This window comes from uncultured Eubacterium sp. (assembly GCF_934561735.1).
GTDB lineage: Bacteria > Bacillota > Clostridia > Oscillospirales > Acutalibacteraceae > Eubacterium_R.
In genome coordinates, this window is sequence record NZ_CAKTGT010000007.1 from 52,835 (window position 1) to 78,107 (window position 25,273).

Sequence of the window (25,273 nt, forward strand, 5' to 3'; positions counted from 1 at the left end):
ATTATTCATAGCCTTTCAATAGATATTATAACGTCGGATAGTCGGATAATTATTTAAGACCTTTTTTCTTAAGTAATGCGTCAATTTTATTTGAATTGTCAAGCAAAGTTGATACCGACAAGTCATGGTTGATTGTGTCAAGGAAGTATGCAAGATATTTTGAAAGTTCAACATTCTGATACCAATCTCTTGAAAGAAGTTCAGGTGACTGATATACACCGTTTGTTGTAAATACCTTTTCAAAAATGCCGTCTTCGTGTGCTTTGTCAAAAATTTCAAGACCGTTGCAGAAAAGACCGAATGCCGTGCAGACAAATATTCTTTTTGCTTTGAGTTCTTTAAGCTTCTTAGCAACTTCAAGCATGCTTTCGCCTGAAGAAATCATATCGTCAACAATGATGATGTCCTTGCCCTCAACGCTGTCACCGAGGTATTGATGAGCAACAATAGGATTTCTGCCGTTTACAACTCTTGTGTAATCTCTTCTCTTGTAGAACATACCGAGGTTAACACCGAGTTGTGTCGCAAAATAAATACATCTGTGCATTGCACCTTCGTCAGGGGAAATGATCATAAGATGATCCGGATCAACGCTCAAATCGTCAACATTGTTAACAATAGCCTTAATCATCTGGTATGTAGGCATAACATTTTCAAATGATTTGTGAGGAATTGAATTTTGAACTCTTTGGTCGTGTGCGTCAAATGTAATGATGTTTTCAACACCTAAAGTTGTGAGTTCTTGCAAAGCCATTGCACAGTCAAGTGATTCACGGGATGAACGCTTGTGCTGTCTGCCTTCATAAAGCATAGGCATAATTACATTAATTCTCTTTGCTTTGCTTGAAGCAGCTGAGATTACTCTCTTTAAATCCGAAAAATGGTCGTCCGGTGACTTCGGAACGTCCATTCCGTACATATTGTATTTTACGCTGTAATTGAAACAGTCAACAACAATGTAAAGGTCGTAGCCTCTGATTGTGTCGTTTATTACAGCCTTACCTTCGCCCGAACCGAATCTTGCGATTGTTGTGTCAATAAGGTAAGTATCTCTTTGGTAGCCGTAAAAAGCAATGTTTTCTTTGTGAGCGGCTGCTTGTTCTGCTCTCCATTTTACAAGGTAATTATCAATCTTTGCGGCAAGTGCTTCCGTGCCCGGCAAAGCGATAATACCCAACGGACCGTAAGGGATTGTTTGTACTTCTTCTGCTGTGATTCTTGGCATTTTAAAAATACTCCTCTCAATTTATGCTTACATTTTACAACATATTGCACCAAAAATAAACACTTAATATAATTTTTTAATATAAATATTTATCTTGAGGCACAATGAATTTTTATATATAATCAACAAATTACGCTGAATTATGACTTCTTAGGAATTACTTTGGCTTTTTTAATTCTTCTAAGCAATCCGTAACCGAATATACCTACCCAGCCGCAAGCCGATATTGTTAAGCCGTATGCAAGACTCTTAGGAGAATAAATTATTTTAACATCGTGTTTGCCGTGCTTGATTGCGGTTGCGAGTTGACAATCTCCTATGTCAAATGTTTTTACCTTTTGACCGTCGATATAAACGCTCCATCCCTCATCGTACGGAATGGATGTGTATAAATATCCGTCATATCCTGCATTGATTGTTCCTTCAATTTTTGTGTCGCTGTGCTTTGTTACTTCTAATTGACCGAGTGAGAGCATTTCGTATGCCGATTGAAGTACCGTGTCATCAATGTTGTAGGCGTAAATGCTGAATGACGCACTGCCTGAAGTAACTCCGTTGAGGTCAATTGCCGCCTTTATTTCATCACCTGCATTATGATAGCCGAGGTCAAGAATATACGGCTCTGTAATGCTTTGATATGTGGTATTTATTCCTTCGTTCCAATAGTAGTTGACATTTTCTATTTCGCTTGAGTCAATATAAACATAAACATTTCCGTTTTTAACCGATTTAAAGGTTATGTCAACGCTTCCGCCCGAGTTTTCCTCGATTGAATCAACAAAGTATGTTCCGTTTTCGGTTACATCCTCGCATACTGAACTGTAACTGTTTGTTTGAGTGTATTCAACGGGAACAAAAACATTGCTCACACCTGTTGCTTTGTCAATCAAATCCTCCTGAACATCAAACGGATTGCCCTCGCTGTTGTCCCAATCTCCTACCGTTTTTGAAGTAACGAATGCAATAGGAAGCGAATATTTGTTTTGATAAATCGGAGTTTTGTCTTTGTCTTTGGTTGTGTAGATTTTTTCGTAATAATTTTCCGACAAATCCAAACTGCTTGAATCTTTAATTAAATATTTAATGCCGTACATCATATTGTACACGGGTGTTTGAGTGTTGTATGTGTACGAGTTTATTCTGTTGCCGAACATACCGAGGCTGTACTGACTTTGGCTGTAATCCTCGTATGCCATTGATGAAAATACCGACATACCGTTGTAGTTGTACATGCACGGGTCCATACGGGTGTTAAGATATGTCAGTTCTGTTCTGTAAAAGCCGTTGTCCTTTTCTTTCAAATAATTTACGGCTTCACTCATTGTGTCCATTTTTTCAACATACGGCGTCTGCTCTTGGGTGAAAAGGTAGGACTTGCTGTCCGAAACTATTACTTCGCAAAATGTCATACACGCTATTGTAATTCCGATAACGAATTTTGAAAAGTTTTCTTTCTTTATCACAAGCAAAACAAGAGTCCATACCATTATGAAAATAAGTGAGGCATAGATTGTAAATCCGCTTATTTTGTTTGTCGGATTCTTTTGGTAGTAAAGCACCAAAAACATAAGCAGTATGCCTGTTGCCATAATATCCCTGTATTCAATTCCTTTAAATTTCATTAAGCATCTGAATGTCATAATTAAAAGAATAAATACATAAAGGAAAGAATATCTAAACGGCAGATCGTTCGGCAAATGCATTGCATGCCACATAAAGTCGAGAATGTTGCAGTCAAAGCTTACAATAAAGAATATAAGCATAACAATATAAGCAGCCTTTTCTTTAAGTCCGATTTTTCTGTTGATAAGGTACAAAGGCAAAAGTATTGTCGGCAAAATACCGCAGTAAATATTAGGCAATACATCATCGCCCGATGAACGGATAGTGGTTTCAAGTCCTGCAAGGTGAGAGGAAAGCATATCAATCAGGTTAAAGTTTTGCTCAACCGTTGACGGAAAGCTGTCCGAAGTTGCAGAACAGGATTGAAGTATAAAATAAACCGGAATCAAAAAGCACGCACAAAGCACGCCTACAAACAGCGAGCTCAAGCCGAATTTAACCACACTGTTTGCAAATCTGTTGTTAAAAAATGTTTTTAACGGCTTTTGCTTTTCGCTGTAAATGTTGATTTTGTCCGAGAATTCTTTGTTTGCAATGTAATATACAAAGAAATATATAACCGAAAAAATACATGTCATATATCCGATGTAGTAACTGCTGAAAAGTAAAATCGAAAGCGATAGAATGTATGTTTTGCACTTTCCTTCGTTGATGATTTTTTCAATACCGAGTGCAACAAGCGGAAGCCAAATCATTCCGTCAATCCACATAATATTCCAGTAATATGCAAGAAAATATCCTGAAAAAGCATAAAACACACCGAAACAAGCGGAAGCATAAGAATGAGTGTTAAAGCTTTTTTTCAAAAAATATGTGAAAGTTCCGGCAGATAAAACACCTTTTACAATTACAAGGGTTGTAATTGCGTAGCCGACTTGATTTCTGTCAAAAAGGAATATCAAAAACGAAATCGGGCTTGAAAGATAGTTGAAATAGTTGCCCAAAAAGCTTGAACCGCCGCCCGATTCCCATGAATAAAGAAAGCTCTTGAAATGTGTTACTCTGTCATAAAATTCAACGAAAAGCGGACCGTACTGATGGTACAAATCCATTCTCAACACCGTGGTGTCACCAAACGGGAACAACTTGAATATCATAAATACAAACAGTATTCCGATAAGTGCCAAACTCATTGAAAATAATATAAATCGGTTTGAAAAAAAGTATTTATAAAGTTTGCCATCTCTGTTTGACTGTGCCTTTTCGGCGTTGTCAAATACAATCAGCTTGTCAAAATAAAAATTAAAAACAAATATCAGAATTGCAGAAAATATATAAACCAACATTTTGCTCAGTCCAAGCATATCGTTGAGAGTAAAATCAAGAATTTTGAAAAAACCTAAATCAACCGCACATCTGAAGATATAAGCTAATATTTGCCTTATTTTGCTTGACTTTATGCTTCTTGAAAAAACAAATTTTTTTTCGCAAAAAAATAAACCAAGCATTACCGCAATAAAAGAAACAGGCAGGGCAATTCCCGCATTTATTCCAATTCCTTTAAGCAGTTGCTTGATTATCAACAGAATAACAAATCCAATACAGTATAAAAAGCCGAATGATACGGTTTGAGCGTTAAAATATTTGTTTGTTTTTATTATATTTCCGGATTTAGTAATGTCCATAAAGCACCTAAATTAAATATTTTTTTATTATATTAACATATTAAAAAGCGTTCTTCAATCGTTTTTTGTATTTTTAACTTCTTTGTAATAATTTTTATCATTTGCACATAGTTTTATGTGGGTGATGATGTGAAAGTTTATGATTATGTAAAAAAATATTTGTCGTCGAGTGTCGTAAATGCACTTGATAATCTTTCTGCTTCACAGCAGAATGCTTTGACGGAAATTCGTATAAGACGCAATATGCCTGTTGTGTTTGTAATTAATAACGGGACAAGGTTTGTTGATTCTTCGGGCAGTCTTAGCATTTCACTCTCTGAAAATACTCTGACGGTTTCTTCTGCCGAATTTAATGAGATGTTTAACAGATTGTGTTCGTATTCGATTTACAGCAATATGAATAATCTTAAAAACGGATACATAACACTTGAAAACGGTTCTCGTGTGGGCGTGTGCTCAACAGCCGTATATGAGGATGACAGTCTTGTTTCGGTTAAAGACATATCTTCGGTTAATATTCGTATACCCAGGCAAGCCGTGGGTTGCAGCAGGGAAGTATTGAACAAGGTTTTTGCCGACGGTGTTTGCAGTGTAATAGTTGCAGGTAAGCCATCAGGGGGCAAAACAACTCTGCTTCGTGATATGGCAAAGGAAATATCCGACGGATTTAATAATGAATATAAAAAGGTTGTTATTGTTGACGAACGCAACGAGCTTGCCGGTAAGGTAGGCAATGAATTTACTCTTAAAATCGGAGCCAATGCCGATGTTATCACCGGGATTAATAAGGCAAAGGGCATAGAAAATGCAATTCGTACAATGTCGCCCGATGTTATCGTTTGTGACGAAATCGCAACCCAAAAGGAACTTGACAAAATTCGTTTCGGCTTTTCCTGCGGAGTAAGATTTATGTTGTCCGTTCATATCGGCAAAAAACAGGATTTGTACACAAAACCTTTTATATCTGATTTGCTTTCAACAGGTGAATTTGAAAAAATCATTCTGCTTGACGATAATTATTCGGCAAAAATTCTTGACGCACGGGAGATATTCAATGAAATTCGCAGGTGCAGTAATAATAATTCTTTCGTCATTGATGACGGGAATATATATGGCCGAAAACATTAAAGCCAAAATCAAGGTTTGCCGTGAACTCGTTGACCTTGCAAATTATATTTTGCCCGAAATCAAACTGAAGCAAACCTATGCTTTTGATTTGTTTGAGTCGTCAAAGTTTAAAAATCTCGATTATGTCGGACAACATATGCTCATTTTTGAACAGTCTGCCAAAACGCCGCTGTCGCAGGAAGAAAATAGGGCAATAGGCAGTTTTTTCTATTCGCTCGGCAAGTATGATGTAGATAATCAAATAAAACAAATCGAATTTTTTAAGGAATATATGTCGTCTTCCTTGCGTAAATATGAAGAGATGTATAAGTCAAAGGCAAAAATATATTTGAGCCTCGGATTTTCGATTGGAATTGTAATTACTTTAGTTTTGATTTAGAGGTGTAAAAAATGGAAGTCAATTTTATATTCAAAATTGCGGCAATCGGTATAATTGTCGCCGTGCTCAATACTTTGTTGGTGCGTTCCGGGCGTGATGACCAGGCTATGCTTACAACCCTTGCAGGGGTTATCGTGGTGCTTATGATGCTTATACCGCAGATAAAAGAACTTTTTTCAACCGTTAAATCTCTTTTTAATTTGTAGTTATGGCAAAGGTACTCGGAATATCGTTTTGCGTTTTGATGTGCAGTCTTGTTGTCAGGGAGCATAACAAAAGCTTTGCTTTCATCCTTTCCGTAGCAGGCGGCATACTTTCGTTTCTTACAATATCGGACAAGGTCGGCGAACTTTTTTCTTCTCTTATGAGCCTTTCTGCCTCTGTACCGTCAGGCGTTATGTATGTAAAACTTATGCTCAAGGTTCTTTGTATTGTCATCATTACGCAGTTTACGGTTGATATATGCAGAGATAACGGCGAAAATGCACTCGCCTCGTTCACCGAGGTGTCGGCAAAGGTGCTCGTTTTGTCGCTTGTTATGCCTCTTTTTGAAACGGTAATTTCTATGGTTGTGGGACTTGTTAAATGAAAAAGACAGTTATTTTTTTGTGTGCTTTGTTATTGTTTTTACTTATTCCCGTATCGTCCTATTCAATGGATTACAGCGAGGAAGAATATAACAAAACGCTTTCGTCTTATGATTTGTCGTCTTTTGAAAAAGAACTTGACGCCGATACATACAAAATGCTTGATGAACTCGGAGTTCTTGACTTTTCGTATGAGAGTATAACCGGACTTTCGTTTAACGATATAGTTGATTTGCTTAAATCACTTTTTCAAAAAAAGGCGGAACTTCCGATAAAATCAAGCGTTACGGTTTTGGTTTTTATATTGCTTTCGGCATTTCTTCAAAGCTTAAAGGCTGAATCGGACGATTCTGTAAATATGATTTATTCCACGGCAACGGCACTTCTTGTTGCCACCGTTGTTCTTGTAAAACTCACTTCAACCGTGTCGCTTGCTTCAATGGCTATATCCGTTGCTTCAAATTTTGTTTATGCATTTATACCCGTTTTTTGCAGTATAGTTGTTGCGTCGGGCGGCATAACAACCGGATTTTCAACAAATACAACGCTTCTTATTCTTGCACAGGGGCTTTCGTTTATCTCATCAAATGTTTTTATGCCGATTGTTAATTGCTATCTTGCACTCGGTGTAACATCTTCACTCAGATACGAACTTAACTTAGACAAGCTGCTTTCTTCTGTCAAGAAAATTATTACAACTTGTATATCGTTTGTGTCGGGCGTTTTCGTTTCGGTGTTGTCCGTAAAAACAGCGGTTGCCGGCAGGGCGGATATGCTCGGACTTCGTTCAATCCGCTTTGCGATTAATTCCGTTGTGCCAGTTATTGGCTCGTCAATCAGCGAGGGGCTTCTTTCAATTCAGGCTTATTCGTCGCTTATAAAAAGCAGTGTTGGTATAGTCGGAGTTATGGCGGTTGTTTTAGTATTTTTACCGTCGATAATTGAGGTTGTACTGTGGCGAATTTCGCTTACATTGTGTGTTATAGTGTCCGATGTTTTCGGCGACAAATCCGTGTCTGCGGTTCTTAACGCATTTCTTAATACTCTTTTGTTAATCAATGTTATTCTTATTTTGTCAATGGTAACAACCGTTATATCATTTGGCATTTTGATAGCGGCGGGAGGTGTCGGATGAATTTTGTAAAACAGTGGACCGTCTTTGTTTGCATAACGGTTTTGATGTGTGTTGTTTTTTCGTTTTTAACGCCAAAGGGAAGTATGGGCAGGTTTTATAAAACAGTAATCTCGCTTTTTATTTTTCTGTCGTTTCTTTATCCGTTTACACAGTCAAAAATTAACCTTGAAATCCCTGAATTTGAAGAAATTAATACATACAGTATAAATGATGAAATGGTAGAAAATCAAATCAAATCCTGCCTTACGGAGCATAATGTAACCGGCTCAAATGTAAATTGCACATCAAAAATCAACTCAAACAATGAAATTGAGATAGAAAGCATTATCGTGTCGGTTGCCGATGAATATGATACTTCCGTTGTTCAAAAAATTATTTACGACAATTTGTCGCTCAATGCCGAGGTGGTTCATATTGGAGAATAAAATTAAAGACTGCATCGCTAATTTTAAAAATATGAAGCATAAGGAAAAACTTCTTGTTTTTGTATGCATATTCGGTGTTGTGCTTATTCTTTTGTCGGAGATTTTACCGTCGGGCACTTCGGCAAGAAAGTCTGAAAGCACCGATTATCAACAGTATATTAGTTCGCTTGAAGAAAAAACGGAAAACATTATTTCTTCGATTGACGGCGTCGGCAAATGCAAAGTTATGATTACCTTGCAGGAAACAGACGAAAATTTTTATGCTCAAAATACGGATGAAAATACCGACAGCGGTTCTATTTCCAAAAAGAGCGAATATGTATTGTATGAGGATAACAACAACGATTCTCCCGTTCTTATCAAACAGTCGTTCCCAAAAGTTATGGGCGTTGCGGTCGTTTGTCAGGGCGGAGACAATGCAAATGTAAAAGAAAAGGTTATTTCTGCCGTGTCGTCGCTTTTCGGCATATCGTCGGCAAAAATCAGCGTATCAAAAATTAATAGGTGATTATATGAAAAGAAAAAACGAACAAACCAATCCGGAAGAGCAAAGCGTAAAAACCGAAGAAGAACAATTTGCGGAGTTTGAGTCGGAATTTAACGAAAACAATTCTGCCGAAGAACCGCTTGAACTTGTCAATCCCGAGGATAAAAAAGAGCGTAAAAAGCGTAAAAAATACATATCCGCCGTTGCCGCATTTGTGCTTATTTTGGGTGTCGGTGTTGTAGGTAATTGGTATTATCAAAACACCGATGTTAGTTCCACCATTCAGCCGATTATCGATTCGGCAACTGAAAAAACGCTCGGCAAGGCAGAACTTGTGGATGCAACCACAACCGATGTCAGCGAGGAAAATACATATTTTACAAAGGCTCGTATGGAGCGTAACACCGCAAGAGATACGGCACTTGAAAAGCTGCAAACAGTCATTTCCAACACCTCCGAAACCGAAGCCGCACGCACAGCCGCCGCAGAAAATGTTGCAAGAATATCCAATTTTATCACAATCGAAAATAAAATTGAAACTCTTGTTTGTGCAAAAGGAATCAATAATTGCATTGCCGTAATTAAAGATGACGGCTCGGGTGTGGATATTGTGGTTGATTGCGAAACGCTTGACGATACCACTATTCTTCAAATCAAAGATATTGCAATGTCGCAGCTTCAGTGCGGTTTTGAGGATGTTTCGATTATCCAATCTAATAATAAATAAATTATTCTCTTGTATATTTATTCCTTATGTGTTATAATAATGAACACCAAAGGAGTTATGTATATGGAAATTACACGATCAAACGAAAAAGGCAACCTTATTATCAACGAAGAAGCAATTTCATCAATCGCAATCAATGCCGCAAAGGATGTTGACGGCGTAAGTTCTTTTTCAAGTAAGCCGATGGATGTTGTCGGCACAATTAAAAAAGGAAGCCTTAAGGTAATGAGTCCCGTGCGTATCACTCAGGACGGCGACGATATGGATATAAGCATCTATATCAATCTCCTTCCTAACAAAAAAATCAAGGCTGTGTCCGAAAATGTACAGCGTAATGTACACGAGGCAATCCTTAATATGACCGGCAAAGAAGTTTCTAAGGTTAATGTAATTATTGCCGGCATTGATTTTCCGGAGAGCGGCGACTCCAATGCACCTTTAACAAGTGAAAAATAATAAGTTGCCGACTCGATATTGTGTTGTTTGAGTCGGCTTTTTTTGTAGGAGAATATATGAGCAGAACAGAACAAAGAGAACAGGCTTTTTGCCTTGTGTTTCAAAATCTTTTTAATAATGAGGAAACTCTTGCCATTTATGAAGAAAATGTGGCAAAGGTCGGCAATTATGCCAAGGCACTTTTTGAGGGCGTAGACTCAAAGATCGAAGAACTTGATGAGATAATCAATGCCTATTCAAAAGGGTGGAAAACGAACAGGCTTCCAAAGGTTAACCTTGCAATTCTTCGCCTTGCAATTTACGAAATTAAGTATGTTGACGATGTTCCCGCAAGTGTTGCAATCAACGAGGCTGTTGAACTTGCAAAGAAATATTCGGGCGAGGGCGACTATTCGTTCATCAACGGTGTTTTAGGCTCTGTTGCAAAGGGAGAAGAGTAATGTATATCGGCTTTGATACAAGCAATTATACAACTTCTGTTGCAACTTATGACGGCAAAACCGTTTGTCAGGCTAAGCAGGTGCTCACCGTAAAACCCGGTGAAAGAGGACTTCGTCAAAGCGATGCCGTGTTTCAGCATACGGTCAATATGCCGAAGCTGTGCAAAGAACTTGAGTTTGAAGTACCGCAAGCCGTGGGCGTTAGTACCCGACCTCGTAATGTTGACGGCAGCTATATGCCGTGCTTTTTGGTTGGCGAAAATGTTGCAACCGTGCTTTCAAGTGTGAATGTTGTGCCTATGTACAAAACTTCGCATCAGGTTGGGCACATTCTTGCCGCACTTTATTCGGCAGATATGCTTGAACTGATTAACCAAAGGTTCATTGCATTTCATTTGAGCGGCGGCACAACCGAGGCACTTATTGTTGAGCCCGATGATGAAGAAATAATCAAGGCAACCGTTGTTGCTCAAAGTACGGATTTAAAAGCAGGACAGGCTGTTGACAGAACAGGCGTAATGCTCGGTATGACTTTTCCGTGCGGCAAAGAACTTGACGCTCTTTCACAAAAAAACGAAAAGAATTATAAGATTAAACCCACTATGCTTGACGGCGATTGTTCGTTGAGCGGTGTTGAGAATAAAGCAAGAAATATGATTGACAAGGGCGAGTCGGCACAGGATGTTGCCAAGTTTGTACTTACTTACATTGCCGAAACCGTATCGTCAATGCTCGGCGGAGTTGTGCAAAAGTACGGCGATTTGCCTGTTGTGTTTTCAGGCGGTGTTGCATCAAATTCCTTGCTTCGCAAAATTATTAACGAAAGATATAACGCATATTTTGCCGCAAGCGAGTTTTCGCTTGATAACGCTGCAGGCACGGCGATTTATGCGTATTTGAAAGATAACAGATAATGACTACTCTTACCGTTTCACAAATCAACAGATATATCAAGTCGCTTTTTGACGAAATTCCGCCTATACAAAACATTTATGTAATGGGCGAAATTTCCAATTTTAAGCATTATCGTCAAAGCGGTCATATGTATTTTACGCTCAAAGACAGCTCATCACAGCTAAAATGCGTTATGTTTGCAACCGATAATTATAAATTGAAATTTATTCCCAAAGACGGTATGAATGTTGTGTGCTTCGGTCAAATCGGCGTTTATGAGCGTGACGGTGTTTATCAGCTTTATGTTCGTGACATTCAGCCTAAGGGCGCAGGTGATTTGGCTGTTGCCTTTGAACAACTCAAAGCAAAGCTTGCACAAAAAGGCTATTTTGACGAAGAACTTAAAAAGCCTATTCCGATGTATCCGCAAAAAATCGGCGTTGCCACATCAAATATGGGTGCGGCTGTCGAGGATATAAAAAATGTTATTTCACGCCGCTATCCGCTGTGTGAGATAATTATTGTTCCCACCGTCGTTCAGGGTGAAGCCGCTTCAAAGGACATTGCTTCGTCCGTTAAATTTTTGGATAAACTCGGCGTTGACACAATTATTGTCGGCAGGGGCGGCGGCTCAATCGAAGATTTGTGGGCATTTAATACCGAGGAAGTTGCCGATGCCATATATAATTGCAAAACTCCGATTATTTCCGCTGTCGGCCACGAAACGGATTTTACAATCTGCGACTTTGTTGCCGATCTCAGAGCACCTACTCCGAGTGCCGCCGCAGAACTTGCGGTTCCCGATATTAACAACGAATATATCAATCTTCAGGGACTCGAACTGATGCTTGATAAAAATATAGAAAATATCGTTCAGGGCGAGGAAGCAAGGCTTGATTATATTATGAACAAATCACCGCTTGCCGATATAGACAAGCTGTTTGATTTTCAAACTTCGGTTATCGAAAATTATGAAAAAAATATAAGATTGCATTACGAAACCATACTCAAAAGCAAGGCGTTTGATTTAAAGAAAAATGCCGCTATGCTTGATGCACTCAGCCCTCTTGCCGTTATAGGCAGAGGTTACACCATAACGGAAAAAGACGGCATTGTTTTGACAGATGTATCAAATGCAAATGTCGGCGACAGTATTGTAACAAAATTTAAAAACGGCACGCTTGTGTCCGAAATTACAGAGGTTAAAAATAATGGCAACTAAAAAAGAACTCACATATGAACAGGCAATTTCCCGCCTTGAAGAAATTGTCGGCATTCTTGAAAAAAACGAAGTTTCTCTTGATGAGGCGTTGGCACTTTTTGAAGAGGGCACAAAGCTTACTTCATTTTGTGCCGATAAGCTCAAAAACGCAAAAGCAAAGATTACAGAGATTAATAAGGAGTAAAAATGTTTACTGTTGATGTTAAGAAAAAACTTGAAGAATACAGCGAAGATGTCTCAAAGCATTTAACCGAATATTTACCAAAGGCAAATGACGGTCAGGCTCAGGTTGTAAAAGCTATGAGATATTCGCTTCTCAACGGCGGCAAAAGATTAAGACCCGTATTTGTTCTTGAATTTTGCAAAATGTGCGGCGGAGATGCCGAAAAAGCAATGGCTTATGCCTGTGCAATCGAATATATACATACTTATTCGCTCATTCATGATGACTTGCCTTGTATGGATGATGACGATATGCGTAGAGGCAATCCGTCCTGTCATAAAATGTACGGCGAGGCAACTGCACTTTTGGCAGGTGACGCACTTCTTACTCATGCATTTGAAATCTGTTCGGGTGCGGATTTTGACGATACAAAAAATGTCACGGCTGTCAGCCTTTTGGCACAAAATGCAGGTGTCGGCGGTATGATCGGCGGTCAGGTCATAGACTTAAAGTACGAATCGTGCGACCCTACCGTGTCAGAGATTTTGACTGTTCATAAGCTTAAAACAGGTGCTCTCATTTCTGCGGCTTGCTTGCTCGGTTGTATTGCCGCAGGTGCAGACGAAGAAAAAATAGCACTTGCTTCAAAGTATGCTTATCTTATCGGTACGGCATTTCAAATCAAGGATGATTTGCTTGATATTTACGGAGATGAAGCAAAACTCGGCAAGCATGTTGGCTCCGATGCCGATAATGACAAGACAACTTATGTTACTCTTGTCGGTGCCGAAAAGGCACAGCAGGATGTGGAAACGCTTACCGCTTCAGCAGTTGAAATTCTGCAAAAGTTTGATAATAACGAATTTATGGTGGCACTGTCAAATTATCTCACCACCAGAGAAAATTGAGCGTTACGCTGACAGAAAAGAGTTGAGTTTATGTCATATCTTGAGAATATTAATTCCCCCAAAGATATAAAAAAACTTAATATAGACGAACTTGATGCACTGTGCGGCGAAATCAGAGAGGTTATGATAGATACCGTATCTAAAAACGGCGGCCATTTGGCGTCAAACCTCGGTGCAGTTGAACTTACGGTTGCACTTCATAAGGTTTTTAATTCGCCGAGTGACCAGATTGTATTCGATGTCGGTCATCAGTGCTATACACATAAAATACTTACAGGCAGAAAAGAAAAGTTTTCCACCCTCCGTACCGAGGGCGGTATAAGCGGATTTACCCGTCCGTGTGAAAGTAAGCACGATATTTTTTCTTCGGGCCATTCCTCCACATCCATTTCTGCCGCTATCGGTCTTGCAAAGGCTAAAACATTGAACGGTGACAAAGGCAAGGTTATTGCCGTTATCGGTGACGGTGCTTTAACAGGCGGTCTTGCCTACGAGGCACTTAACAATGCCGGCAATGAGCATAACAATCTTATAGTAATATTAAATGATAATAATATGTCTATAAGCGACAATGTCGGCTCTATGGCAAAGAATCTTAACCATATCCGCATTTCACCAAAATATTTCACCTTTAAGTCAAAGGTTCAGCGTGCACTTGCAAAAATGCCTAAAATCGGTGCACAGGTTCAAAGGTTTATTACCTTGACCAATTCAAAAATCAGAAAAAAGCTTTATCACTCAACAATGTTTGAGGATTTGGGCTTTAGATATTACGGACCTATCGACGGTCACGATATGGAAAGCCTTATTGATGTTTTAACCGTTGCAAAGGCACATAATCACAGCGTCCTTATTCATATCAACACACTTAAAGGTAAGGGCTATGAATTTGCCGAAAAGTATCCGTCAAAATTCCACGGTATCGGTAAGTTTAATATCGAAACGGGCGAACCGCTTTCATCAGGTACAAACTATTCTGCCGTGTTCGGTGATTATTTGTGTGAACTTGCAAACAAGGACAAGCGTATTTGTGCAATCACTGCGGCTATGAGCACCGGTACGGGACTTGTGGATTTTTCCCAAAAGTTCCCGGAAAAATTTTTTGATGTCGGCATTGCAGAGGAACACGCCGTTACATTTTCTTCCGGCCTTGCAAAAAACGGTATGATTCCGTTCTTTGCCGTGTATTCAACATTTCTTCAAAGGTCGTACGACCAGCTTGTGCATGATGTTGCAATGCAGGATTTAAAGGTTATTTTCGGCATAGACCGTGCAGGCTTTGTCGGTGAGGACGGCGAAAGTCATCAAGGCGTATTTGATACGGCTTATCTTATGAGTGTGCCTAATCTTACCGTATTTGCTCCGTCATCATATGCCGAACTGAGGGATATGATGTACCAAGCCGCATACAGAGAACAGCATGCCGTCGCAATTCGCTATCCGCGAGGAGGCGAGGGTAAAATCATTGACGGCTATACATACGAGCGTGCCGATTATGATGTGTTCGGTGACACTTCGGCAGAAAAATGTATTGTCGGCTTCGGCAGAGAATTCCTTAATGTTTATGAAGCCCTCGGTGAACTTGATAATACCTTTGCGATAAAACTAAATAAAATTAAACCTATTAACCCGAACATAACGGAACTTCTTAAAAATACAAAGTATGTTTATTTCTTTGAAGAGGGAATAAAGTCGGGCGGAGTAGGCGAGTGCTTCGGTTCAATGCTTGCCGAAAGCGATGTGTCGGCAAAATACCGCCATATATGCGTTGAGGATGAATTTATTAAGCAGGCGAGCGTTGAAAGCCAGTTGAAAAAATATAAACTTGATAAAGATTCAATTATTAATACAGTAAATCAGGATTAATTATGCAAAAGAAAACAAGACTTGATGTTGCCGTATTTGAGCAGGGTTATGCCCCAAGCAGGGAAAAAGCCAAGGCTATAATTATGGCAGGTATAGTATATGTAAACAATCAAAAAGTTGACAAGGCGGGTTTTGAACTTAAAGAGGGAGATGTTCTCGAGGTAAGAGGTAAAACACTTCAGTATGTTTCCCGCGGAGGATTAAAGCTTGAAAAAGCTATGCAAGAATTCCCTATAACTCTTGAGGGCAAGGTTTGTATGGATGTAGGTGCTTCAACGGGCGGCTTTACCGATTGTATGCTCCAAAACGGTGCAGTTAAGGTGTATTCCGTTGATGTAGGTTACGGTCAGCTTGCGTGGAAACTGAGAACAGACGAAAGAGTTGTTAATTTGGAACGCACAAATTTCAGATATGCAACCCGTGAGCAAATTCCCGATGAGATAGATTTTGCTTCCGTTGATGTTTCGTTTATTTCTCTCAAGCATATTTTGCCTAATTTGAATACGCTCCTTGCTCCCGACGGACAGGCAGTTTGCCTTATCAAGCCTCAGTTTGAAGCAGGCAAGGAAAAGGTAGGTAAAAAAGGCGTTGTAAGGGATTTGAATGTTCATTTGGAAGTTGTTGAAAATGTAATAAATCTTGCCGTTGAAAACGGTTTCAGCGTTATGGGCCTTCAATTTTCTCCGATTAAAGGCCCCGAGGGTAATATTGAATATTTGATTTATCTCAATAAGTCGACAACCCCGATTGTCAGCGAAAATGTAAACGCCAAAGAACTTGTAAATATGTCACATACAGAACTTGATAAGTAGGTGAAAATATGAAAATAGCGGTTTTTCCGAATATATATAATAAGGATGTCGGCAAGCTTACCGAACAAATAGTTGCCGTGCTTTTTGAACTCGGCTTTGAAGTTGAAGTTGCAAAATGTAATAAGGATATTGAAGATATTTCAAAGCCGCTTTTTGCCGAACAGCAGGAGCTTATCAAACGAAATGATGTTATGATAGCCGTAGGCGGTGACGGAACAACATTGAACATTGCAAAATCCGCCGCAGTTTATGACAAACTCACGCTCGGAATAAACGCAGGCAGACTCGGCTTTATGAGCGGACTTGAACGAGATGAACTCGCTCTTTTAAAATGCCTTTCAACCGGTGAATACGAGGTTGAAGAGCGTATGATGATAACCGCTGTCGTTACCGATAAAAACGGTGAACAAAAAGAATATCAATGCCTTAACGATGCCGTTATTTCAAGAGGTGATTTGGCAAGACTTATTGATATTTCCGTTATGTGTGAGGGCAGGCTTGTGTCCGATAACAGAGCAGACGGTATGATTTTTTCTACTCCGACAGGTTCAACCGCTTATTCAATGGCGGCAGGCGGACCTGTTGTCAGTCCGGATAATTCTTGTGTTGTGGCAACTCCTATTTGTCCACATTCGCTAATAAACAGAAGTATTGTTTTTTCTCCGGATAAAACTCTTGATATTTCCGTTGTAAACGACAGAAACAATAATGCGTATCTTTCTATTGACGGCAAGGAATCCATACCGGTTGACGAGGAAACAAAAATAACTATTTCAAAATCACGGTATTCTGCAAAACTTATTAAGATTAAACCCGATAATTTTTACGAAATTCTCAATAAAAAATTGCTCGAAAGGAGAATTTTACCTTGAAAAAAAGAAGACAGGCAAAAATTATAGAGCTTATTTCCCAAAATGATGTTGAAACACAGGAAGAACTTCAGGATATGCTCAACAGCTACGGCTTTGAGGTTACGCAGGCAACCATTTCCCGTGATATAAAAGAACTCAGACTTGTAAAGGATTTGTCACCTAAGGGCAGATATGTTTATTCAACCGGTAAAAAGAGCATTGAAAATGTCAATCACAGAGCCGGCGGAATATTCAACGAAACCATCATAAGCATTGATTATGCACTTAACACCGTTGTAATTAAGTGTTTTCCGGGTATGGCAAATGCCGCTTGTGCCGCTATTGATTCCATGAATCTTGATGAAATTCTCGGCACAATCGCAGGTGACGATACTATCTTTATTCTTTGCAGAAGCGAGGAAACCGCTTCTTATTTTACAAATAAATTGAGGACTATGTTAAATGCTTAAAACCTTGAGTATTGAAAATATAGCTGTTATAGAAAAAGCGGATATAGAGTTTTCAAAAGGCTTCAATGTCCTTACAGGTGAAACGGGTGCAGGTAAATCCATTGTTGTTGATTCGATTAATGCGATTTTGGGTGAACGCACTTCAAAGGAACTTGTCCGTGCAGGCAGCGAAAACGCCTTTGTAACAGCGTATTTTGAAGATATAAACAGCGAAGTAAAACAAAAACTTAATGAATTTGACCTCCCGTGCGAAGATGACGGAACTCTTATGCTTTCAAGAAAAATCTCCGCACAGGGCAAATCGACTTGCAGAATTAACGGCAATGTTTGCACGGTGTCTATGCTTAAGGAGGTTGGCAATCTTCTTGTCAATATCCACGGTCAGCACGACAGTCAAACTCTCCTCAATGCCGATTATCACTACAAATTTGTTGATATGTACGGCTCTCTTGACGGCGTTCTTGATGAATATAAGCAGTCGTTCAGACAGCTTTTGTCCGTCAGAAAACAGTTAAAGGCTCTCACTATGGACGCAGACGAGCGTGACAGACAGATTGAACTTCTTGATTATCAAATCAAGGAACTTACCGATGCCGAAATTAAGGTCGGCGAATGGGACGAGCTCAAAAAACGCAAAAATCTTATTTTGAATTCGCAAAATCTTTTGCAGTCGCTCAATTCCGCTTTGGCGGCATTCAACGGCAGTGACGATTATTCCGGCATTTCAACCTTGCTTTCAACAGCTGTTAAGGAACTCGGTACGGTGTCGGATGTTGACAGCGATATAAAGGCTGTTTACGACAAGGCAGAGGCACTCAACGACAGCGTTGAAGTTGTAAAAGATGCCCTGCTTGATAAGATTAACAGCATTGAATTTGAACCTGAAGAACTTGACAGAATAGAAGAACGGCTCAATTTATATTATACTTTTTCAAATAAGTATGGCGAAACCGAACAAGATATGCTATACTATCTTGATGAAGCTGTTAAAAAGCGTGCCGCATTTGAAAATTCGGAAGAAGAACTTGAAAAACTTAATGTTCGGTATGACGAGATTTTTAATCAAACCGTTGCACTTGCACAAAAGCTTACCGATTTGAGAAAATCGACGGCTGAAAAGCTTGGAACGGAAATTTGCAAACAACTTGAATTTTTGGATATGCCTAAAATCAAGTTTACAACTTCGTTTGAAAAGGGCAATTTGTCGGCTAACGGCTGGGATAAGATTGAATTCCTTATTGCAACCAATGTCGGCGAAACGGCAAAGCCCCTTGCAAAAATCGCTTCGGGCGGTGAACTTTCAAGAATTATGCTTGCTATCAAGAGTATTATTGCTCAAAAAGACAGCATCGACACTCTGATTTTTGACGAGATTGATACAGGCGTCAGCGGTAAGGCAAGCAGAAAAATCGGCTTGAAACTAAAAGAACTCGGTGCATTCACACAGGTTATTTGCGTCACTCATTCCGCACAGATTGCTTCTGTTGCCGACAGTCATTTTCTTATTGAAAAGAATGTTGAAAACGATAGGACATATACCAATGTCACCGTTCTTGATTATGACGGCAGAAAGAACGAACTTGCAAGAATTATGGGTGGTATAAATGCTACCGAATCATTGCTGAAATCAGCGGAGGAATTGCTTAATAATTATGGGAATTAATGTGGAGCAAAAGGTAAAAAACGGCACATGTGTTGTTTTGTCGGCTTGATTTATAATAGATAATTTTATTTTTTGGAGGATATATAAATGGGAGTTTATGAAGAACTCGTTGAGCGTGGACTTATCGCTCAGGTAACAGATGAAGAACATATCAGAGAGCTTGTAAATAACGGTAAGGCAGTATTCTATATCGGCTTTGACCCAACTGCCGATTCACTTCATGTCGGTCACTTTATGGCACTTACACTTATGAAGCGACTTCAGCAAGCAGGCAACAAGCCTATCGCTCTTATCGGTGGCGGTACTGCAATGATCGGTGACCCGTCAGGCAGAACCGATATGCGTCAAATGATGACAAAAGAAACTATCAATCACAACTGCGAGTGTTTCAAAAAGCAGATGTCAAGATTTATCGACTTCGGCGAGGGCAAGGCTATGATGGTTAACAATGCCGATTGGCTTCTTGACCTTAACTATATTGAGGTGCTTCGTGAGGTTGGTGCTTGCTTCAGCGTAAACAGAATGTTGAACGCAGAGTGCTACAAGCAAAGAATGGAAAAGGGACTTTCATTCCTTGAATTCAACTATATGATTATGCAGTCATACGACTTCTATGCTTTGTACCAAAAGTACGGTTGTAATCTTCAATTCGGCGGTGACGACCAGTGGAGCAATATGATTGGCGGTATGGAACTTATCCGCAGAAAGCTCGGCAAAGAAGCAAATGCTATGACTATCACACTTCTCACCAACTCCGAGGGTAAGAAGATGGGCAAAACTCAAAAGGGTGCTGTTTGGCTTGATGCGGAAAAAACAACTCCTTATGAGTTCTACCAGTATTGGAGAAATGTTGATGACGGAGATGTTATCAAGTGTATGAAACTTCTCACATTCATCCCTATGAGCGAGATTAACGAGTATGCAAAACTCGAGGGAGCAGAGCTTAACAAGGCAAAAGAAGTTCTTGCTTATTCTCTTACAGAACTTGTTCACGGCAAAGAAGAAGCAGACAAGGCTCAAGCAGCGGCAAAGGCTCTTTTTGCAGGCGGTTCAGATGACAGCAATATGCCGACAACAACTGTTGAAGATGCAGATTTCGAGGACGGCAAAGTAACTGTTCTTTCTCTTATGATTAAGGCAGGTATGATTAAGTCAAACGGCGAGGGCAGACGCCTTATTCAGCAGGGCGGTATCAGCGTAAATGATGAAAAAATCACCGATGTTTTCACTGCTGTATCAAAGGACGGCATCGCAAACGGTATCGTTGTTAAGAAAGGCAAAAAAGTATTCCACAAGTTCACACTTGCATAATTCACAAGGAGTAAATTATGACGGAACATGATTATAAATATACTATCTCTTTTGGCTTTAAGGACAATATTGTAGCTATTTTAGCCGCTTTGTTTTTTGACGGTCTTGCAATTTTTATGTATCTTAAAAATAACGGTGCGTTTATCGCAGTCGGTGCTTTAGGTTGTTTTGTTACCGTTGTATTACTTGTGAGCGTTTATAGAACATTATTTAACAAAATTTATATTTATGATAATTATTTTGTTCATGTTATGTCACCGTTTAAAAAGATAACTGTTAATGATTGTGAAGTTGAGGATGCTTGGATTCATCAAATGCATACTTCAAACGGTGTAAGCGGATATTACTTTAATTACCGAACAAGGGATGGAATTAAAGGAAAAATTATTGTTTCTCCCGTTAAATATGATTTTGCGGATTATTTGGTTGAAAGACTGAAAGGCAATGATGTTTCCGATTATGAAAAACATATCAATGATGAATATGGATATTAATGTCTTATAAATATAATTTTTTTAAATACCATTTCAGAAATGAAGTGGTATTTTTTTATGCCGTGTAGGTTGATAAAATGTCCTTATAATGTTATAATAATTATAATTATTGCTTTAAGGTGATTGTATGGAAAATATCAAGCAAAAAATTGATGAATTAAGAAAAACTCTTCGCTATCATTCCGATCGTTATTATAACGATGACGCACCTGAAATTGAGGATTACGAGTACGATATGATGATGCGTGAACTTAAGGAGTTAGAAGAAAAATATCCGCAGTATGACGCTGTTGATTCTCCTACAAAAAGAGTCGGAGGCAAGGCGGATAATTCCTTTGAAAGCGTTGAACATACTGTCAGAATGGAAAGTTTGCAGGACGCTTTTTCAAAAGAGGAAATCTTTGATTTTGACCGTAGAGTAAAAGAAAGTGTATCGGATGTTCACTATGTTGTTGAGCCGAAAATTGACGGCCTTTCCGTAAGCCTTGAATATGTCAACGGCGAGTTTGTAAGAGGTTCAACCCGTGGAGACGGAAATGTCGGCGAGGATGTTTCGGGCAATTTGCGTGTGATTCATAACATTCCGCTCAAACTCAATGTTGCCGTTCCTTTTATTGAGGTCAGAGGCGAGGTCTATATGCCTAAAAAGAGTTTTGAACGAGTTGTTGACCGCCAGCTTATCAATGACGAAAAGCCGTTCAAAAATCCTCGAAATGCCGCCGCAGGCTCTCTCCGTCAAAAGGACAGCAGGGTTGCCGCCGAGCGTGGACTTGATATTTTCGTTTTCAATATTCAGCAAATTGAGGGTGCAACTCTTAATTCTCATAAGGAAAGCCTTGATTATCTCAAAAAACTCGGTTTCAACACAATTCCTTATTATGAGAGGGTTGACGATATTCAAACTGCATTTTCAAAGGTTGAGGAAATCGGTGAAAGACGAGGAAGCCTCGAATTTGACATTGACGGTGCGGTAATCAAGGTTGATGATTTTGCTCAAAGAGAGATTTTGGGTTCAACCGCAAAATTTCCAAAATGGGCAGTTGCTTTCAAATATCCGCCTGAGGAGAAGCAGACAAAAATTATTGATATAGAAATCACTGTCGGCAGAACAGGCAAACTCACTCCGACAGCAGTTCTTGAGCCTGTTCACCTTGCGGGAACAACAGTTTCGAGGGCAACGCTCCATAATCAGGATTTCATCAACGAAAAGGGCGTTAATATCGGCGATGTTGTCACTGTCAGAAAAGCAGGTGACATCATTCCGGAAGTCCTTTGTGTGAATGAAAAGCATAGCGATGGCAGTTTTGTTTATCCCGATACTTGCCCGTCTTGCCACGAAAAGGTTATCAGAGAAAACGGCGAGGTTGATATCAGATGTATCAATCCCGAATGTCCGGCACAGCTTCTTCGCAATTTGATTCACTTCTGTTCTCGTGATGCGATGGATATTGAGGGGCTCGGTCCGAGTATTATTGAAACTTTTGTGAATGAGGGTATGATAACCAAAGTAACCGATATTTATCATCTTGACAAAGACAAAATCGCTTCGTTGGACGGCTTTAAGGAAACAAGTGCAAACAACATCATCGCTTCTGTTGAAAACAGCAAGAATAATGATTTGGGCAAACTGATTTTCGCTTTTGGTATTCGCCATATCGGCGCAAAGGCAGGAAAATTGTTGGCTGATGAATTTAAAAATATCGACAATATCATCAACGCTTCAAGAGAAGCAATCCTTGATATAGACGGATACGGCGATATTATGGCTGATGCCGTGTATGACTTTTTCCATACCGAAAACGCAATTGAACTTGTTAATGAGTTAAAGGCAGTCGGTGTGAATATGCAGAGCAAAACTGTTGTTGTTGTTGACAAGAGATTTGACGGTATGACCTTTGTTTTGACCGGCACATTGCCAACCTATAAACGCTCGGAAGCTTCAAAGATTATCGAATCTTTCGGCGGCAAAACTTCATCATCCGTCAGCAAAAAAACAACCTATGTCCTTGCAGGCGAGGCGGGAGGCTCAAAGCTTGATAAAGCTGCGGCTTTCGGCGTTCCTGTGATTGACGAAGACGAATTTAACGAAATGATTAAGTAATATGAGAGAATTTAGAAAAAAGCAAAAAAGATTAAAAAAGATAATGAACTCCGTTGTTATTGTAACAGCCGTTTACCTTTTTGTTTATATCGGCGTTGAGCCCGTTTTGGCTAAATCACTCGGTGCAACGGTGACTATGATTGCCGCTTATTTGAGCGATATTCTTGTTGTTGCGAGTATGGCTGTTTTGTTCCTGTATTTTTCAAAATACGGCAAGAGCGATAAATTTCTTGAATCTGTTGAAAATGAATTGTCCGACACAGGATATTATTTCACCGCAAGGCAGGAAAAGGATATAGACAGTTATTACAACGCTGTTGTTGAGAATTTGCGACTCAATTCTTTTTCGGTTGACGAAAAGGTTGTTGTTGATGATTTTGAATTCACCGCCCGTGCAACAAAGGGCAAGAGTATAATATATATTCTCAAAGAAGATGAAGTTGACAAATACGACTTGATTGCTTATCAAGAGTCGGCAATTTATGATTTAACATCAATCAACCTAAAACGCAAGGCGGATGTTGTTATGCTTTATATTTGCGACCGTGCCGATGACGGTGCCGTTTCGCTGTCAAAAATGATTACTCCGCTCGGTAGAAAAGAGCAAATCAAGATTGCAAATGCCGTTGTTGAGGTTTCAACTTCACGCTGTTATTTCCTCGGAAATAAAGCAACAAAGTGTCAACAGTTGATTGCAAATTACGCTATGAATGTTGAAGTTCCTATCAAGGACGAATTCAAGGGCAAGGAGCAATTACCGTTTCAGGCAGAACTTGAAGAACATATGAAAGAATTTAACATAAAAGACTTTAAAGCAGGAACATTTTATGCACATTGATAATTTTAAGGAGGCGGTTTTATGACACCGGCTGAAGAATATATAAATTCAATAAAAGGCAAAAAAGTTGCATTTGTGGGTATGGGGGTTGCAAACACTCCGTGTGCCGAATTTTTGGCAAAAAACGGGATAGAAACCTATGCTTGCGATATGCGAGATAAAAAATATATCGGTGAGGATGTTTGCAAGCGTCTTGAAAGTTTGGGCGTTCATTTCTCTCTCGGAGAACATTATCTTGATGTTTTGCCGCAGATGGACATTGTTTTTCGTTCTCACGGAATTTTGCCGTTCCAAAATCCTTGGATTGGCGAATGTATCAAAAGAGGACAAACTGTCACAACAGAAATGGAAGTGTTTTTCAAATACTGCCCGTCAAAGATTTTTGCGGTGACAGGCTCAAACGGAAAAACTACCACAACAACACTCATTTCAAAAATGCTTGAAGCAGAGGGCTACAAGGTGTTCCTTGGCGGAAACATCGGCAAAGCTCTTATGCCGTGCCTTGACGAAATTACAAAAGACGATATAGCCGTTGTTGAGCTTTCATCGTTCCAGCTTCTTACAATGGGCAATATGAAAAACAAGCCCGATGTTGCGGTTGTGACAAATATTGAATGTACACACCAGGACCACCACATCAGCCTTGATGAATATGTTGATGCAAAGCGTAATGTCTTGATTTATCAAAACGCCTCGCAACGCACCGTGCTCAATGCGGATTGTGATTATTCAATCGGCAACAGCGTTTATCACGATATGAGATATGATGTAAGAGGACAGCTCTTTGAATTTTCAATCAAGCATCCTGTTGAAAACGGTGCTTATATGAACGAAAACGGCAATATTTATTATGCAGAAAACGGCAAAAAAACGCTTGTTATGAACAAGTCGGATATCATCATTCCGGGTATGCACAATCTTGAAAATTATTGCACTGCAATTTCTGCCGTTTGGGGAATGGTTGGTGTTGACACAATCAAAAATATTGCGCAGACCTTTGGCGGTGTTGAGCATAGAATCGAGTTTGTCAGAGAGTTTGACGGAGTAAAGTATTATAACGATTCTATCGCAACTTCACCAAGCCGTGTAATCAGCGGATTAAAGGCATTCGGTACAAAAATTATTGTCCTTATGGGCGGAAGCGACAAGGGAAATGATATGTCCGAAATGGTGCCGTATATCCTAAAATATGTTAAACTTCTTGTTCTCAACGGTGCAACCGCAGATAAGATTTACGACACGATTGTTGTCGACCCGAATTATAAGGATAGCGGTATCGTAATTGAAAAAGTGCCTACTATGGCAGAGGCTCTTGAAGTTGCCAAGTCCAAGGCACAGCCGGGTGACATAGTTTCGCTTTGCCCAGCGTGTCCTGCTTTTGACCAGTTCAAAACATTTGAATACAGAGGCAGAGAATTTAAAAGATTGGTTAATGAGTTTTGA

Annotated in this window: 26 protein-coding genes; 24 read left to right on the plus strand and 2 right to left on the minus strand. The window is 39.5% G+C overall.

Features of this window, described 5'->3' with window-relative positions:
- Positions 1–49: 49 nt before the first annotated feature.
- Together Q0E08_RS06810 and Q0E08_RS06815 are read right to left on the minus strand one after the other, a co-directional pair.
- Positions 50–1,216: a ribose-phosphate pyrophosphokinase gene (locus Q0E08_RS06810; RefSeq protein WP_366775015.1), complete on the minus strand. Its 1,167-nt coding sequence runs from the start codon at positions 1,214–1,216 to the stop codon at positions 50–52.
- 149 nt (positions 1,217–1,365) lie between these two features.
- A complete protein-coding gene (locus tag Q0E08_RS06815; RefSeq protein WP_294778290.1) occupies positions 1,366–4,473 on the minus strand; it encodes a YfhO family protein in 3,108 nt (1,035 codons plus the stop codon).
- A gap of 129 nt (positions 4,474–4,602) precedes the next feature.
- Here Q0E08_RS06815 and Q0E08_RS06820 point away from each other — a divergent pair, with 129 nt between their 5' ends.
- The 24 genes from Q0E08_RS06820 to murD all read left to right on the plus strand — a co-directional run bounded on the left by Q0E08_RS06820 (position 4,603) and on the right by murD (position 25,273).
- On the plus strand, positions 4,603–5,601 hold the full coding sequence (locus tag Q0E08_RS06820) for an ATPase, T2SS/T4P/T4SS family (RefSeq protein ID WP_294778292.1): 999 nt from the start codon (positions 4,603–4,605) through the stop codon (positions 5,599–5,601).
- Positions 5,585–5,980, plus strand: coding sequence for a stage III sporulation protein AB (locus tag Q0E08_RS06825; RefSeq protein WP_294778294.1), 396 nt, complete (start codon positions 5,585–5,587; stop codon positions 5,978–5,980). Before Q0E08_RS06820 ends, Q0E08_RS06825 begins: the two co-directional genes overlap by 17 nt.
- Before the next feature lie 11 nt (positions 5,981–5,991).
- Positions 5,992–6,186, plus strand: a complete 195-nt coding sequence (gene spoIIIAC, locus Q0E08_RS06830) for a stage III sporulation protein AC (protein ID WP_078768393.1) — start codon at positions 5,992–5,994, stop codon at positions 6,184–6,186.
- A gap of 2 nt (positions 6,187–6,188) precedes the next feature.
- Positions 6,189–6,569, plus strand: a complete 381-nt coding sequence (locus Q0E08_RS06835) for a stage III sporulation AC/AD family protein (protein WP_294778296.1) — start codon at positions 6,189–6,191, stop codon at positions 6,567–6,569.
- A complete protein-coding gene (locus Q0E08_RS06840) occupies positions 6,566–7,702 on the plus strand; it encodes a hypothetical protein (RefSeq protein WP_294778297.1) in 1,137 nt (378 codons plus the stop codon). The genes Q0E08_RS06835 and Q0E08_RS06840 overlap by 4 nt, the downstream gene beginning before the upstream one ends.
- Positions 7,699–8,127 (plus strand): hypothetical protein, encoded by a 429-nt coding sequence (locus Q0E08_RS06845; protein ID WP_294778298.1) that lies wholly within the window; start codon positions 7,699–7,701, stop codon positions 8,125–8,127. The genes Q0E08_RS06840 and Q0E08_RS06845 overlap by 4 nt, the downstream gene beginning before the upstream one ends.
- Positions 8,117–8,635, plus strand: a complete 519-nt coding sequence (locus Q0E08_RS06850) for a hypothetical protein (RefSeq protein ID WP_294778300.1) — start codon at positions 8,117–8,119, stop codon at positions 8,633–8,635. The genes Q0E08_RS06845 and Q0E08_RS06850 overlap by 11 nt, the downstream gene beginning before the upstream one ends.
- Before the next feature lie 4 nt (positions 8,636–8,639).
- Positions 8,640–9,341, plus strand: coding sequence for a SpoIIIAH-like family protein (locus Q0E08_RS06855; protein WP_294778302.1), 702 nt, complete (start codon positions 8,640–8,642; stop codon positions 9,339–9,341).
- A gap of 63 nt (positions 9,342–9,404) precedes the next feature.
- Positions 9,405–9,797, plus strand: a complete 393-nt coding sequence (locus tag Q0E08_RS06860; RefSeq protein ID WP_294778304.1) for an Asp23/Gls24 family envelope stress response protein — start codon at positions 9,405–9,407, stop codon at positions 9,795–9,797.
- Between the two features lie 56 nt (positions 9,798–9,853).
- Positions 9,854–10,237 (plus strand): transcription antitermination factor NusB, encoded by a 384-nt coding sequence (nusB, locus tag Q0E08_RS06865; protein WP_294778306.1) that lies wholly within the window; start codon positions 9,854–9,856, stop codon positions 10,235–10,237.
- Positions 10,237–11,151 (plus strand): peptidase M22, encoded by a 915-nt coding sequence (locus tag Q0E08_RS06870; protein ID WP_294778307.1) that lies wholly within the window; start codon positions 10,237–10,239, stop codon positions 11,149–11,151. Before nusB ends, Q0E08_RS06870 begins: the two co-directional genes overlap by 1 nt.
- Positions 11,151–12,353, plus strand: coding sequence for an exodeoxyribonuclease VII large subunit (gene xseA / locus Q0E08_RS06875; protein ID WP_294778309.1), 1,203 nt, complete (start codon positions 11,151–11,153; stop codon positions 12,351–12,353). The genes Q0E08_RS06870 and xseA overlap by 1 nt, the downstream gene beginning before the upstream one ends.
- On the plus strand, positions 12,343–12,537 hold the full coding sequence (gene xseB / locus Q0E08_RS06880) for an exodeoxyribonuclease VII small subunit (protein ID WP_177665241.1): 195 nt from the start codon (positions 12,343–12,345) through the stop codon (positions 12,535–12,537). Before xseA ends, xseB begins: the two co-directional genes overlap by 11 nt.
- A 2-nt stretch (positions 12,538–12,539) precedes the next feature.
- A complete protein-coding gene (locus Q0E08_RS06885; RefSeq protein WP_294778312.1) occupies positions 12,540–13,424 on the plus strand; it encodes a polyprenyl synthetase family protein in 885 nt (294 codons plus the stop codon).
- Between the two features lie 30 nt (positions 13,425–13,454).
- Positions 13,455–15,290: a 1-deoxy-D-xylulose-5-phosphate synthase gene (dxs, locus tag Q0E08_RS06890; protein WP_294778315.1), complete on the plus strand. Its 1,836-nt coding sequence runs from the start codon at positions 13,455–13,457 to the stop codon at positions 15,288–15,290.
- Positions 15,291–15,292: 2 nt separating this feature from the next.
- The gene (locus Q0E08_RS06895) at positions 15,293–16,102 is read left to right on the plus strand and encodes a TlyA family RNA methyltransferase (protein ID WP_294778317.1); all 810 of its coding nucleotides are present in this window, start codon (positions 15,293–15,295) and stop codon (positions 16,100–16,102) included.
- 8 nt (positions 16,103–16,110) lie between these two features.
- The gene (locus tag Q0E08_RS06900; protein WP_294778319.1) at positions 16,111–16,974 is read left to right on the plus strand and encodes an NAD(+)/NADH kinase; all 864 of its coding nucleotides are present in this window, start codon (positions 16,111–16,113) and stop codon (positions 16,972–16,974) included.
- On the plus strand, positions 16,971–17,423 hold the full coding sequence (gene argR / locus Q0E08_RS06905) for an arginine repressor (RefSeq protein ID WP_294778321.1): 453 nt from the start codon (positions 16,971–16,973) through the stop codon (positions 17,421–17,423). Before Q0E08_RS06900 ends, argR begins: the two co-directional genes overlap by 4 nt.
- Positions 17,416–19,086 (plus strand): DNA repair protein RecN, encoded by a 1,671-nt coding sequence (gene recN / locus Q0E08_RS06910; protein ID WP_294778324.1) that lies wholly within the window; start codon positions 17,416–17,418, stop codon positions 19,084–19,086. Before argR ends, recN begins: the two co-directional genes overlap by 8 nt.
- 87 nt (positions 19,087–19,173) lie before the next feature.
- The gene (gene tyrS, locus Q0E08_RS06915; RefSeq protein ID WP_294778327.1) at positions 19,174–20,397 is read left to right on the plus strand and encodes a tyrosine--tRNA ligase; all 1,224 of its coding nucleotides are present in this window, start codon (positions 19,174–19,176) and stop codon (positions 20,395–20,397) included.
- 17 nt (positions 20,398–20,414) lie between these two features.
- Entirely contained in the window at positions 20,415–20,891 is a 477-nt protein-coding gene (locus Q0E08_RS06920; RefSeq protein ID WP_294778329.1) for a hypothetical protein, read from the plus strand.
- A 127-nt stretch (positions 20,892–21,018) separates the two neighbouring features.
- Positions 21,019–22,992 (plus strand): NAD-dependent DNA ligase LigA, encoded by a 1,974-nt coding sequence (gene ligA, locus Q0E08_RS06925; RefSeq protein ID WP_294778331.1) that lies wholly within the window; start codon positions 21,019–21,021, stop codon positions 22,990–22,992.
- A gap of 1 nt (position 22,993) precedes the next feature.
- The gene (locus Q0E08_RS06930; protein WP_294778333.1) at positions 22,994–23,830 is read left to right on the plus strand and encodes a hypothetical protein; all 837 of its coding nucleotides are present in this window, start codon (positions 22,994–22,996) and stop codon (positions 23,828–23,830) included.
- 21 nt (positions 23,831–23,851) lie between these two features.
- Positions 23,852–25,273, plus strand: a complete 1,422-nt coding sequence (gene murD, locus Q0E08_RS06935; protein ID WP_294778335.1) for a UDP-N-acetylmuramoyl-L-alanine--D-glutamate ligase — start codon at positions 23,852–23,854, stop codon at positions 25,271–25,273.

Excerpts from the sequence above, each read along its gene's own strand:
- Q0E08_RS06815 (WP_294778290.1), bottom strand. The coding sequence starts at position 4,473 with ATGGACATTACTAAATCCGGAAATATAATAAAAACAAACAAATATTTT.
- Q0E08_RS06825 (WP_294778294.1), top strand. The coding sequence starts at position 5,585 with ATGGCCGAAAACATTAAAGCCAAAATCAAGGTTTGCCGTGAACTCGTT.
- spoIIIAC (WP_078768393.1), top strand. The coding sequence starts at position 5,992 with ATGGAAGTCAATTTTATATTCAAAATTGCGGCAATCGGTATAATTGTC.
- Q0E08_RS06835 (WP_294778296.1), top strand. The coding sequence starts at position 6,189 with ATGGCAAAGGTACTCGGAATATCGTTTTGCGTTTTGATGTGCAGTCTT.
- Q0E08_RS06840 (WP_294778297.1), top strand. The coding sequence starts at position 6,566 with ATGAAAAAGACAGTTATTTTTTTGTGTGCTTTGTTATTGTTTTTACTT.
- Q0E08_RS06845 (WP_294778298.1), top strand. The coding sequence starts at position 7,699 with ATGAATTTTGTAAAACAGTGGACCGTCTTTGTTTGCATAACGGTTTTG.
- Q0E08_RS06855 (WP_294778302.1), top strand. The coding sequence starts at position 8,640 with ATGAAAAGAAAAAACGAACAAACCAATCCGGAAGAGCAAAGCGTAAAA.
- Q0E08_RS06860 (WP_294778304.1), top strand. The coding sequence starts at position 9,405 with ATGGAAATTACACGATCAAACGAAAAAGGCAACCTTATTATCAACGAA.
- nusB (WP_294778306.1), top strand. The coding sequence starts at position 9,854 with ATGAGCAGAACAGAACAAAGAGAACAGGCTTTTTGCCTTGTGTTTCAA.
- Q0E08_RS06870 (WP_294778307.1), top strand. The coding sequence starts at position 10,237 with ATGTATATCGGCTTTGATACAAGCAATTATACAACTTCTGTTGCAACT.
- xseA (WP_294778309.1), top strand. The coding sequence starts at position 11,151 with ATGACTACTCTTACCGTTTCACAAATCAACAGATATATCAAGTCGCTT.
- xseB (WP_177665241.1), top strand. The coding sequence starts at position 12,343 with ATGGCAACTAAAAAAGAACTCACATATGAACAGGCAATTTCCCGCCTT.
- Q0E08_RS06885 (WP_294778312.1), top strand. The coding sequence starts at position 12,540 with ATGTTTACTGTTGATGTTAAGAAAAAACTTGAAGAATACAGCGAAGAT.
- dxs (WP_294778315.1), top strand. The coding sequence starts at position 13,455 with ATGTCATATCTTGAGAATATTAATTCCCCCAAAGATATAAAAAAACTT.
- Q0E08_RS06895 (WP_294778317.1), top strand. The coding sequence starts at position 15,293 with ATGCAAAAGAAAACAAGACTTGATGTTGCCGTATTTGAGCAGGGTTAT.
- Q0E08_RS06900 (WP_294778319.1), top strand. The coding sequence starts at position 16,111 with ATGAAAATAGCGGTTTTTCCGAATATATATAATAAGGATGTCGGCAAG.
- recN (WP_294778324.1), top strand. The coding sequence starts at position 17,416 with ATGCTTAAAACCTTGAGTATTGAAAATATAGCTGTTATAGAAAAAGCG.
- tyrS (WP_294778327.1), top strand. The coding sequence starts at position 19,174 with ATGGGAGTTTATGAAGAACTCGTTGAGCGTGGACTTATCGCTCAGGTA.
- Q0E08_RS06920 (WP_294778329.1), top strand. The coding sequence starts at position 20,415 with ATGACGGAACATGATTATAAATATACTATCTCTTTTGGCTTTAAGGAC.
- ligA (WP_294778331.1), top strand. The coding sequence starts at position 21,019 with ATGGAAAATATCAAGCAAAAAATTGATGAATTAAGAAAAACTCTTCGC.
- Q0E08_RS06930 (WP_294778333.1), top strand. The coding sequence starts at position 22,994 with ATGAGAGAATTTAGAAAAAAGCAAAAAAGATTAAAAAAGATAATGAAC.
- murD (WP_294778335.1), top strand. The coding sequence starts at position 23,852 with ATGACACCGGCTGAAGAATATATAAATTCAATAAAAGGCAAAAAAGTT.